Annotated in this window: 15 protein-coding genes; 4 read left to right on the top strand and 11 right to left on the bottom strand. The window is 44.5% G+C overall.

Translation table 11 applies throughout. The annotated features are described in order from the left end of the window. Window positions 1-202: 202 nt before the first annotated feature. The 6 genes from AABK40_RS11350 to AABK40_RS11325 all read right to left on the bottom strand — a co-directional run bounded on the left by AABK40_RS11350 (window position 203) and on the right by AABK40_RS11325 (window position 7207). On the bottom strand, window positions 203-1822 hold the full coding sequence (locus AABK40_RS11350) for a 2-oxo acid dehydrogenase subunit E2 (protein WP_338397117.1): 1620 nt from the start codon (window positions 1820-1822) through the stop codon (window positions 203-205). A gap of 193 nt (window positions 1823-2015) precedes the next feature. Continuing rightward, complete coding sequence (locus AABK40_RS11345) at window positions 2016-3269, bottom strand: competence/damage-inducible protein A (RefSeq protein WP_332920107.1); 1254 nt, start codon at window positions 3267-3269, stop codon at window positions 2016-2018. Window positions 3270-3289: 20 nt separating this feature from the next. Beyond that, window positions 3290-4450, bottom strand: a complete 1161-nt coding sequence (locus AABK40_RS11340; protein WP_332920106.1) for a BAR domain-containing protein — start codon at window positions 4448-4450, stop codon at window positions 3290-3292. 136 nt (window positions 4451-4586) lie between these two features. Further along, window positions 4587-5075, bottom strand: a complete 489-nt coding sequence (locus tag AABK40_RS11335; RefSeq protein WP_338397116.1) for a dihydrofolate reductase — start codon at window positions 5073-5075, stop codon at window positions 4587-4589. 4 nt (window positions 5076-5079) lie between these two features. Next, a complete protein-coding gene (gene fmt, locus AABK40_RS11330) occupies window positions 5080-5994 on the bottom strand; it encodes a methionyl-tRNA formyltransferase (RefSeq protein WP_332920104.1) in 915 nt (304 codons plus the stop codon). A gap of 16 nt (window positions 5995-6010) precedes the next feature. Continuing rightward, entirely contained in the window at window positions 6011-7207 is a 1197-nt protein-coding gene (locus AABK40_RS11325; RefSeq protein ID WP_338397115.1) for an exo-beta-N-acetylmuramidase NamZ family protein, read from the bottom strand. A gap of 109 nt (window positions 7208-7316) precedes the next feature. Between AABK40_RS11325 and AABK40_RS11320 the strand changes: the two genes are divergently transcribed. Next, entirely contained in the window at window positions 7317-8537 is a 1221-nt protein-coding gene (locus AABK40_RS11320; protein WP_338397114.1) for an ABC transporter permease, read from the top strand. A gap of 96 nt (window positions 8538-8633) precedes the next feature. On the opposite strand, the gene AABK40_RS11315 is transcribed toward AABK40_RS11320, so the two are convergent. Both AABK40_RS11315 and AABK40_RS11310 read right to left on the bottom strand, forming a co-directional pair. Then, window positions 8634-9344, bottom strand: a complete 711-nt coding sequence (locus tag AABK40_RS11315) for a YoaK family protein (RefSeq protein WP_338397113.1) — start codon at window positions 9342-9344, stop codon at window positions 8634-8636. A gap of 81 nt (window positions 9345-9425) precedes the next feature. Then, entirely contained in the window at window positions 9426-10232 is an 807-nt protein-coding gene (locus AABK40_RS11310; RefSeq protein WP_338397112.1) for a polyprenol monophosphomannose synthase, read from the bottom strand. Between the two features lie 194 nt (window positions 10233-10426). On the opposite strand from AABK40_RS11310, the gene AABK40_RS11305 reads away from it, so the two are divergent. The 3 genes from AABK40_RS11305 to AABK40_RS11295 all read left to right on the top strand — a co-directional run bounded on the left by AABK40_RS11305 (window position 10427) and on the right by AABK40_RS11295 (window position 13919). Continuing rightward, the gene (locus AABK40_RS11305; RefSeq protein WP_338397111.1) at window positions 10427-10936 is read left to right on the top strand and encodes a D-glycero-alpha-D-manno-heptose-1,7-bisphosphate 7-phosphatase; all 510 of its coding nucleotides are present in this window, start codon (window positions 10427-10429) and stop codon (window positions 10934-10936) included. A 428-nt stretch (window positions 10937-11364) separates the two neighbouring features. Further along, window positions 11365-12411, top strand: coding sequence for a hypothetical protein (locus AABK40_RS11300; RefSeq protein ID WP_338397110.1), 1047 nt, complete (start codon window positions 11365-11367; stop codon window positions 12409-12411). A 581-nt stretch (window positions 12412-12992) separates the two neighbouring features. Further along, on the top strand, window positions 12993-13919 hold the full coding sequence (locus tag AABK40_RS11295) for a hypothetical protein (protein ID WP_338397109.1): 927 nt from the start codon (window positions 12993-12995) through the stop codon (window positions 13917-13919). Window positions 13920-14141: 222 nt separating this feature from the next. Here the strand turns inward: AABK40_RS11295 and rseP are convergent, their stop codons facing one another. The 3 genes from rseP to AABK40_RS11280 all read right to left on the bottom strand — a co-directional run bounded on the left by rseP (window position 14142) and on the right by AABK40_RS11280 (window position 18393). After that, window positions 14142-15491, bottom strand: a complete 1350-nt coding sequence (rseP, locus tag AABK40_RS11290) for an RIP metalloprotease RseP (protein ID WP_332920096.1) — start codon at window positions 15489-15491, stop codon at window positions 14142-14144. A 1-nt stretch (window position 15492) separates the two neighbouring features. Further along, window positions 15493-16659 (bottom strand): 1-deoxy-D-xylulose-5-phosphate reductoisomerase, encoded by a 1167-nt coding sequence (locus AABK40_RS11285; RefSeq protein ID WP_332920095.1) that lies wholly within the window; start codon window positions 16657-16659, stop codon window positions 15493-15495. A 231-nt stretch (window positions 16660-16890) separates the two neighbouring features. Next, window positions 16891-18393, bottom strand: a complete 1503-nt coding sequence (locus AABK40_RS11280) for a GH3 auxin-responsive promoter family protein (RefSeq protein WP_332920094.1) — start codon at window positions 18391-18393, stop codon at window positions 16891-16893. Window positions 18394-18605 lie beyond the last annotated feature (212 nt).

The following is an 18605-nucleotide window of genomic DNA, read 5'->3' as shown; positions in this document are numbered from 1 at the left end:
GCGGTGTTCTTTTCTTTGCATAACTGCGATTAGTTAAATAAAAAAGGCAGTGAAGTTTGATCTTCACTGCCTTTGCTTTTGTATAATGTTTTGTTTCTTCGGATTAAAATCCGAAGCTATTTTGAAATGTACCTTCGGTACACCAGTCCTGAAAGGACTTTTCGCAATAGACATGGAATTTATTCCGTGGAAATATCAGGATTTACAACTGAACATCTTTGTTCCAGGCTTCGAGGTAATCGCTTACTCTCTTGACAAACAGGCCTCCGAGTTGCCCATCTACCACACGGTGATCATAAGAGTGGGAGAGGATCATCTTCTGGCGTATGCCAATGAAATCGCCCTGTGGGGTTTCCACTACGGCAGGTTTTTTCACAATTGCCCCCAGCGCCATAATGGCTACCTGTGGCTGCATGATGATTGGTGTGCCGGCAATATTACCGAACGAACCAATATTACTGACCGTGTAAGTGCCTCCTGAAAGGTCGTCTGGTGTCAGTTTATTTTCTCTTGCCCGTTTGGCGAGCTCATTGACCTTTTCCGCCAGACCAGCAAGTGAAAGGCGGTCGGCATTTTTAATAACGGGTACAATCAGGTTCCCCGAAGGCAGGGCAACGGCAATTCCGATATTGATGTCTTTTCTGATGATGATTTTATCGCCATCCACCGAGGCGTTGATCGCCGGATAATCCTGGATAGCTTTTACAATCGCCTGCACAAAGATAGGAGTGAAGGTGAGTTTTTGGCTGTATCGTTGTTGGAAGGCCGTTTTATTGGTATTTCTCCACTGAACGATTTCAGAAACATCAGCCTCCACAAAAGAGGAAACGTGTGGTGCCTGACGCTTGGAATCCACCATTCTGTCGGCGATCATCTTGCGCATACGATCCATCTGCACAATTTCATCGTTTTGTCCTGCGGTAGCCTGAACGAGCGGCTGGCTGTTCATGACTAGTGCCGATTTTATTGGCGCAGCAGCGGGTCTTGCCGTACTGGTACGTTGTCCGCGGTCAGCAAGGTGGTTCATCATGTCTTTTTTGGTGACTCTTCCATGAAGACCCGTTCCTGCTACCCGCTCGAGTTCTTCGGCAGAGATACCCTCGGTAAGGGCGATTTTCTTCACCAGCGGAGAGTAAAAACGTTCTCCCTTAGCGGTTAATTCTTTTCTGCTGATATTGGCCACAGGGCTTGCCTGAGCTTCCTGAGCTGGGGAAATTTCTGCCTTGGCAGTATCCTTGCCCTGTTCAGCAGGTGCCGAAACGGTGGCCTGGCCTCCTTCAGCGGTAGTGATAATGGCGATCGGTTCACCGATTTTAGCCACTTCTCCTTCTTTTACAAGGATGGTTTTCAGGATGCCACTGAAAGCCGCAGGAACTTCTGTATCCACTTTGTCAGTGGCGACTTCCAGCAGGGATTCGTCAGCAGTAACCTGATCGCCTTCGGCGAATAACCACGTATTGATGGTCGCTTCAAAAACGCTCTCACCCATCGGCGACAATACCATCTCCTGATCGGTAGCGGCAGTGGCTTGCGGTGCAGCCTCCACTTTTGGAGTAGCCTCATTTTTTGAAGGCGTCTCTTCTGCGGTATTGATCAATGCTATCGGTTGTCCAATTTTTGCAATTTCACCCTCTTGAACCAATATTTCGTGAAGCGTACCAGCGTGTGAAGCAGGCACCTCGGTGTCCACCTTGTCCGTCGCAACTTCAAGGAGCGCTTCGTCTTGATCGACATTTTCACCAATTCCTTTAAGCCATGAATTGACGGTTGCCTCAAATACACTTTCACCCATTGCGGGTAATACCATTTCTACAATTGCCATGTCAAAAAATTGCTAATAGACACCAAAAAAGTGTCTGATTCCAAATTTCGTTTCTTGATTCGATGATTTTGATAAAAATCATCTTTGTCAAAATTGAGCGATTACCAATGATTATTCTGTGAATCGTTCAAAAATAAAAAGCCCTCATCTGACTATTGTAAATATAATCAATTGAGGGCATTGTTTAAATAGCTTATTTCCAAGTTCCGTTTAAATAACGCTGAAGGAGGTTCAGCGCACTGAAAGAACTGAGCTTGATATTCCAGTCTCGATTTTTACCCATCAGGTACTTTTTGGTGATGGTTTGCTCGCCGTCAGAGAGGGCGATCCATACTGTTCCCACCGGTTTTTCTTCTGTACCTCCCGAAGGTCCGGCAATGCCACTGGTGGCAATTCCGATATCGGTATTGAGGGTCTTGCGTACTCCCTCGGCCATTTCAATAATGGTTTGTTCGGAAACAGCGCCATGGGCATCGAGGGTAGCCTGATTGACGTTCAGCATACGGACTTTTACCTCATTTTGGTAGGCAACAATGCTGCCCTGATAATAAGCTGACGCTCCGGGTACTGAAGTGATCAGGTGGGCAATATTCCCCCCTGTGCAGCTTTCTGCGGTAGCCAATGTCAGGTCTTTTTCCATCAGTAATTTACCAATGATAGATTCCAGGGTGTCTTCATCAAAGCCAAAAACATAGGGATGTGCCAAAGGCAACAGCTTCTCGACCTCAGCATCGATGGCTGTGGTGAGTAGTGTTTTATCTTCGCCGGTGGCTGTCAGGCGTAATTTTACCTGTGCAGGGGAAGGCAGGTAGGCGAGCTTGATATGTGCTGGCAGCTGGTCTTCCCAGGTTTTGATAATTTCAGCAAGGAAGGACTCCCCAATTCCAGCGGTCTTGATCATCCGATGGACAATCACGGGCAGGGCAAACTTTTGCTGTAACTTAGGGAGGACGGTTTCCTGCATCATCAGGCGCATTTCATGTGGTACACCAGGCATACTGACAAACACACGGCCATTGCGTTCAAACCACATTCCCGGGGCTGTGCCATTATGGTTCGATATTTTCGTGCACTTGATCGGCAACTCGGCCTGGAGTAAATTCAGCCCGGTAACTTCTCGCCCACGGCTTTTAAAATAACGGCTGACCTCTTCCTGTGCTTCAGGGTGCATGGCCATTTCGCTGTCGAAAAATTCCGCAAGCAGTGGTTTGGTCAGGTCGTCGTTCGTCGGGCCGAGTCCGCCGGTAATTAAAGTGATATGCGCACGCTCTTCAGCTTCTTTAAAGGCTTGCAACATCTCCTCTCTAACATCTCCAACGGTCGTTTTTCTGATGACCTTAATGCCTAATTGGTCCAGCTGACCACTCATCCAATGGGTATTGGTATCGAGTGTTTGACCATAAAGTAACTCGTCCCCGATGGTGAGGAGCTCAGCGTATATTTGCATATCAATTTAAAATTTATGGATTAACCTTCTTTTTCAAGGGATGCCTTGGCCTGATAGTAGTTGGTTAAAGGGTTGGCATACATTCTAAGAATATACGGCATATATGCCTCCACGTGCCCATTGATCTGCAAGATTTTGTTTTCAATATAAGTCATGAATTCCGCTTTCTGTGCAGGGGTGTAGTAATCCTTGAACGGCTGCGATTGCGAGATCATATCGGCACAAATGTAGTTTGAAGGCCACAGTTTGTAGTTATAATGAATCAGGTTGTCGATTCTCTTGGCAACCGCAAAAATGTATTCGTTACGGTTTTTAATCTGATCCAGGTCCTCGAGGTGATCGTTCAGGCATTCGGCAAAGCCAATATGTACGTTGCCCTTGTATTCTTTCAGGCCGGTTTGCATCGAGATGATATCATCCAGGGCCCCTTTTTTATGATCTGGGTTCATGGATTTGTTGTATTCCTCCTGAGCCTTGAGGGCATCACAGGGATCATACTCATAACTGATGGCGAAAGGACGGATGTTCAATTCACGGAAAGTGGCTTTGATGTCTTTTCCTCCCGACATATTCAGCATTTTCAGCAGGCCTGTCTGTGTGAAATCGTTCCCATCTTTTGCACGTCCTTCCCTTTGGGCAATCCAGATGGACTGCTGTTCCTGGGTAATTTGGTGCATGATGTAGTTGGACAATCGCTGGGAGATGGCATACATCTCTTTTGGTGGTACATTGCGGTGAACCACAAAGCTTTTGTTCAGGCGGGCGAGTCTTTTGACGTCAGGGTGTTCGAGCAGGTTGGAGCCGATAGCGATTTCAGTGGTCTGAAAACCAGCTTTCAGCAGTGCATAATTCAGTAGGCCAGAGTCCAGGATAATATCTCGGTGATTGGAGATGTATAAACCTGGAGTTTGAGGGGCACAGGCTTCCATCCCGGCATGAGAGAACTCATTGATCTGGGTTTTCAACATATTATCGAGAAACGACACGATAACATTGCGTTGGAAGCTGTTGATATCATTAATGTTATTTACAAACTGAATGATTTGTTCCCGATTTTGGTTGGGGAAAAAAAAGTGCAAAGCTTCCGACAGAAAATCAGAAGACATAAGCTCCTTGAGCGCTTGAGCTACCTCGTGGTCCCGGTATGGGCGTATGGCATCAAATTCGGAAGTATCTATCATGTAAATAAGGTATAATTAAAATTGCGAGGGTAAGTTAGTGATAATTGCTGCTGCATGGGCAGTCAATCGGGAATTATCCTTTGCGGATGAGTAATAATTTCCACATTATCCCCGAAAATATTCAATAGGTGAGCGATCATGCTTTTTCATAGACCACAAAGTGGTAGTCGTAAGGGTTTTTTTCATCCGCCTGATGTGCTGTTCTTTCCACCTCTTTCCATTCTGCTCCCACGGCAGGGAAGAAGGTGTCGGCTTCAAAGTTTTCCTGAATTTCAGTGATGAACAAGCGGTCGGCGAGAGGAATGATTTCCTGATACAATTGCCCGCCGCCAATCATGAAACAGGCCTGCTCATTTTCGGTTTTGGCCAGCGCAAAGGCTTCAGGGAGCGAAGATACCGTCTGGCATCCTTTCGCTTGATATTCATGGTTTCTGCTGACCACAATATTGAGTCTGCCAGGCAGTGGGCGCCCGATAGACTCATAGGTTTTACGCCCCATAATGACGGGGTGGCCGAGGGTTGTTTTCTTGAAGTACTTTAGGTCGGCAGGTAAGTGCCAGGGCATCTGCCCGTCTTTGCCTATTGCCAGGTTTTTTCCTGTGGCAACGATAACATTGATTTGCATCGACTTAGTTAAATTTATATCCTCTTAAAAAATCGGTTACTTTCATGCGCTTTTTCCCTTGCAACTGAAGGTCAAGGATGCTCAGGGCACCATCAGCAGTACCATAGTGGAGGTAGGTTTTTCCATCGGAGTCCACTGTTCCGGCAGCAAGTGCTTTGTCAATGATTTCCGTCTGATAGATTTTCAGGCTTTTGTCTTTAAGGTGTGTCCATGCCGCAGGGTAAGGGGAAAGTCCACGAACCAGGTTGTGAATAGCTTCGCTGGTTTTGTTCCAGTCGATTTCACAGGTTTCCTTGAAGATTTTTGGGGCGTGCTTAAGTTCCTGATCTTCATTCTGTGGAACCAAATCGTACTGGCCACTTTCAATTTTATCGACCGTTTTTACCACCAGCTGCGCACCGTTGTTCATCAGGCGTTCGTAAACCGTACCGACATTATCCTCTGGGTGAATAGGCTCCTTAATCTGGTACATCACACTGCCAGTATCAATCTCATGTTTGAGCATGAAAGTGGTGGCGCCAGTTTCTTTTTCTCCATTGATAATCGCCCAGTTGATTGGGGCAGCACCACGGTATTGCGGCAGCAGGGAGGCATGCAAATTGAAGGTCCCCTCTTTGGGCATATCCCATACAGCCTCTGGCAACATACGGAAAGCCACAACCACCTGCAGGTCGGCCTCATAGCTGCGAAGTTCCTCGAGGAATGCAGGGTTTTTCAGGTTGGTAGGTTGAAGTACCGGCAGCTCCTGGCTTACGGCATATTCTTTTACCGGGGAAAAGGCCAGTTTTTGTCCGCGGCCTTTGGGCTTGTCGGGTGCCGTAATAACGGCTACCACATTTTTTCCAGCTTCAACAAGTGCTTTCAGGGATGGTACGGCAAATTCTGGCGTACCCATAAATATAATTTTGAGTGATTTCATTTTGGTATGCTATTGTTTACAGTTCAAAGTCGGGATACAGCAGGTACTGTTTCCGCATTTTTTTGTAGGCTGTAAGGTTGGTTTGCCACGAAAGGCGAATTTCATCTTCGGTCAGGTTGGCTTCAATCTGATGCCTTAATTCATCGGTTCCTGCCAGCTTGTCGAAGAAGTTATTTTTGAGGAAGAAATTTTCCTTATCCTTGTAATGGTAGTAAGTGTCCAGGAGGTAAGTGAGCGTGAAGGTTCTCGCCGAAATATTATCTCGGAGGTCGGCACCGTAGCAGGTTTGATTTTCAAACTTAGGGTGTTTCGACATCCCTGGAATGCTTTTCGGGGTGAAAGAGAAAGCGCCAGCAGATTTGTCTGGGTAACCATAAATCTGAAAAGGGATGGTGGTTCCGCGACCAACGCTAATGTTGGTGGCTTCAAACAGGCATAAAGACGGGTACAGTCGGATGGACTGATAATTGGGTAAATTTGGCGATGGCTTGATGGGCAAATCGTAAAAACGCTTGTGGGAGTAATGGTTCATCTTTACCACCGTCAGGTTGCACTGAAGGCCGTTTTTTAGCCATTTTTGGCCATTGATCATCTTGGCGAGCTCGCCGATAGTCAGCCCATGGACGATAGGGAGTGGATCCATTCCAACGAATGATTTGAACTTGGGCTCCAGCACGGGGCCATCCACATAATCGCCATTGGGGTTCGGGCGGTCGAGGACAATCAGCGGTTTGTTGTTTTCAGCACAGGCCTCCATCACCAAGTGCAGGGTGGAGATGTAGGTGTAAAAACGAACGCCGACATCCTGAATGTCGAAAATTACCACGTCAATATCTTTGAGCATTTCCGCCGAAGGCTTCTTATTTTTTCCATATAGCGAAATGACGGGCAGGCCTGTTTTGGTATCCTTGGCATCTTTCACATGTTCTCCGGCATCGGCTTTGCCTCGGAACCCATGCTCCGGCGCAAAAACCTTGACCACCTGCTGTTTCTGTGACAACAGGAAATCCACGAGGTGTTGCCCTTCCACTACGGAGGTCTGATTAACGACCATCCCAATTTTTTTATCTTTGATCAGTGGGAAGTAGAGTGCCGTCTGTGAAGCGCCCATAGTGATCTTGGGGAGGTCTTTCGACGTTTCAGTAGCCTGGGATTTACAGGAGAGTGAAAAAAACATCGCCCAAAGGCATAATATCCAAAGTTTACCTTTCATTTATATTAATCTTGCTTGATATTCGATAGTTTTGAGAATATAACCCATTTTGGGGGAGGACGCTTAAATTTAAGGGTCAGTTTTTTGAATTTTAAAATTAAAGATAAAATTGAACCTATCTTTATTTATTTCCAAAAGAATTAACAAAGTCGGTCAGGGAACCTTCTCGGCAGTGATTCACCGCGTGGCTGTGGCCACCATTGCTATGGGCCTTGGGCTGATCTTGATTTCTTTTTTGATACTGACGGGCTTTCGGGAAAATATCATCCGTAAGGTGGTCAGCTTCAGTGGGCATTGCCAGGTGTTGCGCTATTCACTGAGTAATTCTTATGAAGAAGATCCGATATCTGTTCATAACCCTGTGATGGAGCAGTGGAAAGATATTTCAGGCATTGAGGGGGTTTACCCTTATTCCAGTAAGCCGGGCTTGTTGAAAGATAACGATGAGGTGGCCGGGATTATCCTCAAAGGGGTGGATCAGTCCTATGAGCATTCGGAATTTGCCACCAATATTATTGCGGGGCATTTTCCGCAGTTTGACAGCACACGACGATACGATCAGCAGGTGATGGTCAGTAAAACGACGGCCAACCTGTTGGATTTGCACGTGGGCGATACCACCAGGATGTACTTTATTCAGGACCCTCCACGCTTTCGGAAAGTGTATGTCAGTGGGGTTTATGAATCGGGGCTTGAGGAGTTCGACGAGAAGGTGGTCATTGGTGACCTGCGGATGATTCAACGCCTGAACCAGTGGCCAGACTCTTTGGTTGGAGGCCTTGAAGTTCACCTGAAAAGTATGGAGCAGCTCGATCAGATTCATGAACAGCTGTTTGATTTGGCGGGCTTTGATTTGTTTGTTACCAAAGTGACCGATCGGCATGCTGATTTCTTCGACTGGCTGAAATTGCTCGACAACAATGTGGTGATTATCCTCAGCCTGATCCTTTTTGTGGCTTGTATCAATATGGTATCAGTGGTACTGATCCTCATTATGGAGCGCACACAAATGATTGGGATGCTCAAGGCCCTCGGGGCGACGGATCATCAGGTGCGGAAAATATTCATGTACAATGGTTCGCTGCTGATCTTGAAAGGGATGCTTTACGGTAACCTGATTGGTTTGGGATTTGGGTGGTTACAATGGAAATTTCACCTGATTCCGCTCGAGATGTCTTCTTATTATATGAACTATGTACCAATCTCCTGGGACTGGACGTATCTGATCGGTTCCAATTTGCTTACCTTCGTTGTTGTAACGCTGGTATTGTGGTTGCCGACAGTCGTGGCCTCAAAAATTACACCTATAAAGGCAATCCGCTTCGACTGATAAAGGTCTTTTCGGTCATGGTGCTTCTGATGCCCCTTATTTTCAGAACGTGTTTAGAACTTAAAGCTCGTCGTGAAAATAGGGGGCATTATTGGTTTAGTTTATTTTGGATAAATCTTTTTTATGGTGGAGCTGATAGTGTACGGCGTCGTAAATCAGTGCACTGGTTAAAATAGCAATGGGCAAAAGCAGGGCATGAATATGAAATTTGCTGAACAAGAATACGGCGCCAATTCCTCCGACAACAAAGCCCGTAACAATGGTGGATTGCAATGACAGCCTGCGGGTAATCTGCTTCCTTTCCTCGCCCTGGCTGTGAAATAGCGAAACGAGCTCTATCCCCAGGTCTGTAGAAATTCCCGTTAGGTGGGTGGTTCTTACCACCGCACCCGAGATGCGGGTGACCAGGGCATTTTGCAGGCCCATAGCAAAAAGCAGGAGATAGGCATTCCAGCGTGCTGACCAATTGGGGTGGCTCAATACAAAAAACAAAATGGCAATTTCGATCAGTAGGGCAAAAGTGTGTGAGTATTGTTCTTTCCATCGGCCAGTATAAATGACCAGTACCGAAGCGGCCATGGCGCCGAAGATAAAAGAGAACAGAAAACCAAACCGTTGGAGGATCAGTGTAAAGTTGCCCGTACTCAGGGCATTGGCGAAGTGGGTAAAGTGCCCCGTTACATGGGTCACCAGTTCACCGAACTGCAACAGGCCTATAATATTGATCAGTCCTGCGGAGAAGGATAAAAAAATGGCCAAACGCAGGTTTTGACCGTATGTACGGCCTTGGGTATTGAGTTGAAACATAGTAGTGGTCAGGTCAATGGGAATGTAAAAAGGCTGTTCCTGAACTTGTCAGCAACAGCCTTTAATGGTGTTATTTTTTATCTACGCCTCTACCAGAGAGGCTTCCGTCTTTTTTTTCGTTTCTTCTATGCTGATTTTTTCCTGCTGAGGAGCTGTACAAGGAGCGAATTTTCTGAAAAAGCTATTGACCTTCAGTTTGATTACGCCAATTACGGCTTCTTTAAAGATACCTCCAGACATTTTCGATTCTCCTTCTGTACGGTCGGTAAATACGATAGGCACCTCCACAATATTGAATCCGTGCTTCCAGATCGTGAATTTCATTTCTATCTGAAAGGCATATCCAACGAACTTGATTTTGTCGAAGTCAAGGTGTGCCAACGCTCGGCGACTGTAGCAGACAAAGCCTGCGGTGGTGTCATTAAAAGGCAATCCAGTGATGAATTGTACATACTTACTTGCATAATAAGACATCAGTACGCGCTTCATGGGCCAATTAACGACATTGACACCCGACACATAGCGGGAACCGATCGATATATCTGCGCCATCAATCGCACAGGCATGGTAGAGTCGTACCAAATCTTCGGGATTATGACTGAAATCGGCGTCCATCTCATAGATGTAATCATAGCCTTGCTCCAGGCAGTATTTGAACCCAGTGATATAGGCAGTGCCCAAGCCCAGTTTTCCTGAGCGCTCGATCATGTGTAAACGGTGGCCAAACTCTTGCTGAAGTTTTTTCACGATAATCGCTGTCCCGTCAGGGGAACCATCGTCCACGATCAGCAAATGAAAATCTACCTCCAAAGAAAATACCTTGCGAATAATCGCTTCAATGTTTTCTTTCTCATTATAGGTAGGTATGATTACAATATTTTTACTCATATATCTGGTGTTTTCAGTCCCAAAGATGTGGGAGTCAATAGTCTTTGATCAAAAATATTGCCGAAATAATATTCAGCCCCTCAAAGTAAAGGGCAAAATTAAGAAAAGCATTACAATAACCCAATATATTTAATCCAAAGGCCTTTGATATTCGATTAATTCGTAATTTTGGGCAAACAGTAAAATTGTTATTCATGGAAAAGTGCATCTTTTTGGACCGTGATGGTGTCCTGAATGTAGAAAGAGGAGAATATACCTTTCGGTTGGAAGATTTTGAGATTGAAGCTGGCGTTGGTGAAGCGCTGAAGCGATTGAAGGATGCGGGCTACCGTTTGGTAGTGATTACCAACCAGGCAGGAATAGCCAAAGGTTTATATACTAAAGCCGATGTGCTGGCGTGTCATGAGAAGTTGCAGGCGAATACCGGCAGGCTGATTGACGCCATTTATTATTGTCCGCACCATCCCACCAAATCGGAATCTATTGCCCGTAAGCCTGGTACATTGATGTTTGAACGCGCGATCGCCAAATATAACATTGATCCGATTCAAAGCTTTATGGTAGGAGATCAGGAACGCGATTTGGTGCCAGCAAAAAAATTAGGCATGGGAACAGTTCGTGTGGCGCCAACGAAAGTAGAGACCGATGGGGATCATTTTTGTTTCAGCCTGCTCGAAGCATCAGACTATATTTTGAAAGCGTAAAAAAGCGAATCGATGCATAAAAAAATCACGCACGTTAGCCCAAAAAAAGCGGTGTGAACCTGCGCAAACTGTGGACGATAAAAAAATCATGTGGTATTTATGATTCGTAACATGAGGCAGAGTCCCGCGACAGGTTCAGGTGGTGGCTTGGGGTAATTTTTCAATTTGTTGAACCGATTGTTTCGGTCAGTTCAAATTTGAGTTAGAGCAGTTCAATTGATAAAGACGGGAAGTTGTTTTCTTGCCGGTAAAGGCTTCGGTTTTCCTTCATAGGGTAACCGGGCCTTTTCCTTTTTTATGGGCTTTATCGCGATTTTTATTCAATTGAATAAGGGAGTTGTTAGATATTAATGAGGGTGGTTTCAGTGGTATAATATTTGGCTTTTTTGGTGAAAAAGATTCAATAGTAATCACCACTACCATAACTTATGAGAAAAATTACGATCAAAATAGCAGGATTGCTATGTTTGCTTATGGGCTTTTGGGGCTGTTCTAAATCCAATGATCCCAAACCTGTTTTACCTCAAAAAGAAACAACCGCTCGGCATCAGGGCGATAGAGACCACCATAAACTGAAAGGCAAAGAGGCTGTTTCTGACTCCACAATAAGGCCTCTATTACTTGACACGGCTCAGCTTGTCGATCAAGGTATTCCCATGACTTCCCTAAGCCCTGCACTAATCCATCAGCTGACGGACACCGAAATTGTTCAGCGACTGGTAGATTTTGGTCTTGAGCAACAAGACGCGCAATACGTAGTGAAAAATCACCGACAAGACGCATTGACCGTTGCACAGGATCAGCATCGATTAATGGAAGGGGTACACTATCAGTTTGGAATACCGACTAACCCACCGGCATCCTGGGGTGCAATTTTGGCAGGCCCCATGTACTGGAGCGGACAGGCACAGAAGAATATCCAGCGGATGTTCGGCTTAATCAAGTTCATGTTCAATGCACCAAAATTCAAGCAGGTGTTTAATCGCAACTTAGGCTTACTACAGCAATATACCTTTAATGGGGCTACACAGGCACCTGCGCGAAATATTCCCAGCAATTTCGAGGCATTTAAGCAGGTAGCGAATCATGCGATGACCAATGGCGGGAAAAACTATCAGCTGTTTTTGTACAGTCAGGTGAATGGTGGTGAGGCCTATGGCGACTTAGGAGGTGAATTGAAAGTTTACCTACATGAACATGGTGTGGCAACAGGTTCGTTTTACATGACGGCTGGCTTGTTAATGCACGAAATCACACACACTTGGGGATACAGCCATGACGGTGCAAATGTCCTGCTGAACCCCAATAATATTCCTTATTATGTGCAGGCAGTAGTTGCTCCAGGCTTCAATACTCAGCCGTCTGTTCAAGGGCTGTTACAGTCGCCAAAGTGGCCTTCTGGTGCCGATGTCGATATGTTTACCTATTATTTTGGTGAAGATATGTTAAGAGGCTTGCAGGGCCATCCTTACTAAAAGAGATTATTCAGTTCCTTTTATCAAATAGAGTGTATAGCAGGTTGGTCAAAAATCCTTGTCGTTATTGCTAAATGGCGTACTTTCAGCTTGTTGTACACTCTTGTTTCTAAGAAGGTGATAATAGCGCTTGTTTATTAACTGGCAGATTATAAAAAAATATTCTTCTTATTTTGAATGAAAAAATGGAGGCCTGATTTAAATATGATATCCGAAGGTGAATTTAGAAATAATTGAGTGTTTTCACTTTGTAAAAATAAATAGCATGATATTCATCAATGTTGAATAGTTGGGGCTTGATGATAGAGTTCCTTCGAGTATATATAAAATATTGGAGGATAAATTGTGGTTTATAGTTGCTAAGTGTGGGGTATGTTGAATTTATTTTCTTCTATTAAAGAATTAATATATAGAGGGTTTGCTTAGTGTGCATTAGTTTGGGTAAATATATTATTTAAATAAATGATTAATTTTTATAACTTTAATCACTGTTTATGAGGCGTAAGTACGCCTTTTTTTAATTTTATCATATTTATTTTAACACATTGGTTATTTAGATGTGTTGTTCAACCTATTGTTTAATGAAATTTTTACCTAACATCAAGCTTGGGGCTATGGCCCTTCTTGTCTCTTTTGCCTTACTATCTTGTAATAAAGATGATGAAGATGCTTTAATCAATGCTTTTCCTGTAGAGACAACCGTTCAGTTGTATGGTGTTTGTAGCTCTCCTGATACACTCGGACTACCTGCAGACTGGGACCTTAACATGAATTACAGGTTTTTTGTCAATACCCTTCATGGTGGGGTATTTGATCCCCAAACCAATCAATTCAGTGGTGTGGGAGAAGGCGTGTTTAACGGTTTCAAGTTGAATTTTGAAGCACCATCGAACAAATTTTTAATTGAGAATGTAACGGTAGTCGCTGACGGGCATTTGGTAACAGAAAACCTTCGCTCAAGTAGTAGTCCTCTTTTTGATCATTATCATGTTAATGGTGATATTAGCCTGTCGGGAATGGATCGGGAAACTTTTGCAAAAAGGGGGGAACTCACAGAACTCGAGATGTGGGCAAATGTTACGAACAATTCAAATGTTGTTTTTGAAGAAGAGTTACTTGATCAATATTGGGGTACCGTAGAGCAGCGACTGACTGTCTTCCCTAATGGAATGCACACTTATTTTAATGGTTCTTCCTTGAGTGTGGAGGCTATGGTATATAACAATATGGTTTATGTAGGGCTTGGCGTGCCAATGTCAGATGAAAATGGCTCAAAAATGGTTACGCTTTCGATCGAGTATCAGACAGCAGACGGATATTGGAACAGAATTTCTAATTGGGCGGAATATGCTTCTTTTGAACTGAAAAGTTATAGTGGGTTGAATAGTTGGGTGATCAGTGATATTCAACGCTATCAGGCACAAAATAGTGCGGTTCGCCTAAAGGCATTAATCGATGATGAGGAAGTGATTGTTGATGTGCCTAATATTTTACACATTGGAGCATAAATAACGGTCTGTTGAATGATTGGTATTGTTCGCAATGCTTTTGTAAGCTGATGACCAAGCTTTGGAAATCACTACAGTAATTAAATTCAGCAGACGAATATTTTATCTTAAAGCCCATTGTGGGCAACAAGTAAAAAGCCCCCTTCTCGCAAGAAAAGGGGGCTTTTATATATTTTTGGTACAGCGATTAATCACTAATCACTAATCATTAATCACTAAAACTTACCATCCCAGCCACTGAACCCAGCTTGTAGGTAATAGCTTAATGATGTCGTTAGCAAAAATGAAGACCATCAGGGCCAATAGCATGACCATACCGATCTTTTGCGCCACTTCCATAAACTTGTCGCTTGGTTTGTGTCCAGAGATCATCTCATAAAGTAGGAACATCACATGGCCACCATCCAGCGCAGGGATTGGCAGAAGGTTCATAAAGGCCAATACCATTGATAAAAGCCCTGTGAGCGACCAGAATCTGAACCAGTCCCAGGTGCCTCCGAAAGACTGTGCAATGGCGATAGGCCCCCCAAGGGATTTTTTGGCAGAAAGCTCTCCGGTGAAGATTTTCCCAAAAGCTTGAATGTTCAGCCAAACCACAGAAAAGGCCTTTGTCGTACCCAAACCGATGGCTTCACCGAAGCTTGGCTGAATGCTTGCCAGTTTCAAGCCCATCACAGGCATGAAGCCCAGCTTGCCATCTTCACCAACAGTGGCCTCAAGTGTTTTTGTTTCATTGTTGCGGCTTACGGTCATGGAAACCTGCTTGCCGGCATTGTCCTCCAGTTCTTTTTGTAACTGATCGAAGAAAGTAACATCAGCATTGTTGATGCTTACAATCTTATCTCCCTGGCTCAGGCCTGCGATATCAGCAGGAGAGTTGGTCATGACCTGTCCAACCTCAAACGGCTGACGTGGACCAATAAAGTGAGGTTTTTCATCCTCTTTATTCGTAGCGATTTTATCCATGAATCCAGCAGGGATCGTTACTTTGGCTGTTTGGCCGTTACGAACCACCGTATAATAGCTTCCGGCATTCATCATCAATTCAGGGTTCAGCAGGTCCGAGAAACGCTCAAACTCCTGCCCGTTGATGTTCTGAATTTTATCACCAGTCTTAAAACCAATTTCTTGGGCAAGGTCATAGGCAATAATACCGTTTTTGTTCAATTCTGATTTAGGAATGTAGGTTTCCCCGAAGCTGTAGGAAAGAATCACAAAGATGATAATCCCCATGATCACGTTCACGATAATGCCACCAAGCATTACGATCAGGCGTTGCCATGCCGGTTTTGAGCGAAACTCCCAGTCTTGTGGTTCCTGGTTCATTTGCTCTTTATCCATGGATTCGTCAATCATTCCTGAAATTTTCACATAGCCGCCAAGTGGGATCAGTGATAAAGAATATTCCGTTTCGCCGAATTGCTTTGAAAAAAGTTTGGGTGGAAAGCCAATAGAAAATTGCTCCACACGCATGCCAAATACTTTTGCCGCTACCAAGTGTCCCATCTCATGAACTCCGACAAGAATCGAAAGTCCCAAGATCATTTGGGCAGCCATAATTAAACCTTCCATTTTATAATAATTCTGATGCTAAGTTTCTAACTGATTTATCTGTTGCTATGAGGTCATCAAGCGTAGGTTGAGCGATAAAGGTAGCCTTTTGCATACAATTTTCGATCAAATCGGACATATTTAAAAATCCTATCTTGTCTTCCAAAAATGCCTGAACAGCAATTTCGTTTGCTGCGTTCAGGATGCAGGGCATATTTCCGCCCGCTTTAATGGCTTCAAAGGCCAGCCCAAGGTTGCGGAAAGTTGCCATATCTGGCTTTTCAAAAGTCAGGGTAGGGTAATCCATAAAGTTCAGCCGCTCAAATTTGCAGGGTAATCGATGCGGAAAACCAATGGCATACTGAATCGGCAGGCGCATGTCGGGCAAGCCGAGTTGTGCTTTAATGGAACTGTCTTTAAACTGTACCATACTGTGAACGATGGATTGTGGATGAACGACCACATCAATCTGATCAACATCTACCCCGAAGAGCCATTTGGCTTCAATTACTTCAAGCCCTTTGTTCATCAGCGAGGCAGAATCAATCGTTACCTTAGCGCCCATGTCCCAGTTGGGGTGTTTTAAGGCTTGTGCTTTGGTAACTTTCCGCAGCTCGTCGGTTTTCATGCCACGGAATGGCCCTCCTGAAGCGGTAAGAATCAGCTTTTCAATGCTGTCGGGATGTTCTCCTACCAAACACTGGAAGATGGCACTGTGCTCAGAGTCCACCGGGAAAATCGATACCCGATGTTGCTGTGCAAGTTCAGTAATGATCTCACCGGCCACTACAAGTGTTTCCTTGTTGGCCAGGGCAATGTGTTTTCCGGCTTCAATGGCCTTAATGGTCGGCAATACCCCACTGTAACCCACCAAAGCGGTAAGGACAATGTCGATTTCCTCCATCTGCACAACAGCGTTGAGGGCGTTTTGGCCGGCATATACTTTTATGCCATGTGGGTCGAGGGCCTCAAAAGCTTTCTCATACAAAGATTCCTCTGAGATCACGACCGCATTGGGCTTGAACTGAAGGCTTTGTTTTATCAATAAGTCCACATTGCGCCGGGCAGTCAAAACCTCCACCTGAAAGTGCTGAGGTTGTTCTGCAATGACCTCCAGTGTCTGCGTGCCTATTGAGCCCGTAGAACCGAGGATGGCAATGTGTCTTTTTTTCTCAAAAAGTGGTTCCATTATAAAGCATACCGCCAACACCAGGGATGGAGGTACTGAATCGTTAAATTTTTAGTATTTTTTTTAAGGATTAGAACGGGTTTGAAAATCGATTATTCTATTGCAAATTCAGATTACTGGAATGGATTTGAATTATTCTTCAACCATAGCGATGCTATTTTCAAAACATTCCTTCACCATTGTGGCCATACCCTAAATTTTTGTCACGAATTTTCAATTTCCAATGTGCGCTTACTTTTCAGCGTAATCCATCAGCGCATCAGCAATTTTTCTGTCGTTGGCAAGGCGAGGTACTTTGTTTTGCCCTCCGAGCTTCCCGATAGACTTCATATAATCCTGAAAAGCATTTTTCTTCAGTGGGACAATCTGTAGCGGTAACAAAATATTTCCAGACACCAGGTCTTTATAATAAACGTTGAGTTGCTGCAGTTGCTCATCAAGGTAAAGGGAAAATGCGTCCATATCTTTGGGCTTGTTTTCAAAATCCACAAACCACTCATGCTTGGATTGCCCTTCGCTTTGGCTCACCATCGGAGCAACAGTAAATTCCGTCAGTTCTGTTTCTGGAAATTTATTCACCGCTGCCTTCATGGCTTTCTCAACTTCTTCACCAATGACGTGCTCCCCAAAAGCGGAGATAAAGTGTTTGATACGGCCGGAAACAATCACCCGGTAAGGTTTTTTGCTGACAAACTTCACGGTATCACCAATAGAATAGCCCCAAAGGCCTGCATTATTGTTGATGATGACCGCATAATTTACACCAAGCTCCACCTCTCCGATGCTCAGGCGTTCTGGGTTTTCGTCAAAATACTGATCCGCAGGAATAAACTCAAAGAAGATTCCCGAAGAAATATTCAGCAAAAGCCCCTCCTGATCCTGTGTGTCCTGATAGGCAATAAAGCCTTCCGAAGCCGGGTAGGTCTCCAGGGTGTCCACTTCTTTTCCTATTGACTGATAAAGTTTAGCACGATAAGGTTCAAAATTCACCCCTCCCCATACAAATACACTGAAATTAGGGAAGATGTCGATGATTTTTTTGCCCCCATGCTTTTCCTGCAGCCGGTCGAAATACATCTGAACCCAGGGAGGAATCCCAGAGATCAGCGACATGTCCTCCTTGCTGGTCTCGGCCACAATGGCATCCAGTTTTTCCTCCCATTCTTCAATGCAATTGGTTTCGTAGGAGGGCATTTGGTTGCGGCGCAAATATTCCGGAACATGATGATTGACAATCCCGGAAAGTCTGCCCAGGAAAACACCATTTTTATCTTCCAGTGTAGGCGAGCCTGAAAGGAAAATCAGCTTTCGACTCACGAAGTCATAATTCCCGGTTTCATGCATATAATTGAGCAACATGTTTCTTGCTGAATTGATATGGTTGGGAATCGACTCCTTGGTCAAGGGAATATATTTTACCCCGGAAGTCGTTCCAGAGGTTTTTGCGAAATAAATTGGACGACCTTTCCAGAGCACATCAGCTTCACCTGCGACAACACGATCCACATAAGGACGCAATTGCTCGTAATCACGAATCGGTACACGCTTCTTGAAATCCTCATAGGTGTTGATGTTTTCAAAATCATGGTCTTTGCCAAAAGCCGTATTTTCTGCCCCTTTAATTAAAGACTGAAATACGTTGTATTGGCTTTCGATAGGGCGTGAAGCCCATTTGTTTTGTTGCCGGACAGTGTATGCCGCAACATATTTAGAGAAAAAAGATAACAATCCCATAGATTACAAAAGTAGTAAAAATAAGGATATAATAAATACTTATGTATTGAATACCCTTTGCAGAAAAATGGTTGGTAATTTTAAGGTTGAATTTGCTGAAATTATAGCATAAAGGTTAAAAAATGTAAAAATTATTGTGCCGTTTTGTTCCCTTGTTAATTTAGCGGTCTCGCAGGGGAGGGTGTTGTTGGAAGTGTGGAAAGCCCCTGAGA

This window comes from Persicobacter psychrovividus, from assembly GCF_036492425.1.
GTDB lineage: Bacteria > Bacteroidota > Bacteroidia > Cytophagales > Cyclobacteriaceae > Persicobacter > Persicobacter psychrovividus.
This window is presented reverse-complemented; position numbering and strand designations above follow the sequence as displayed.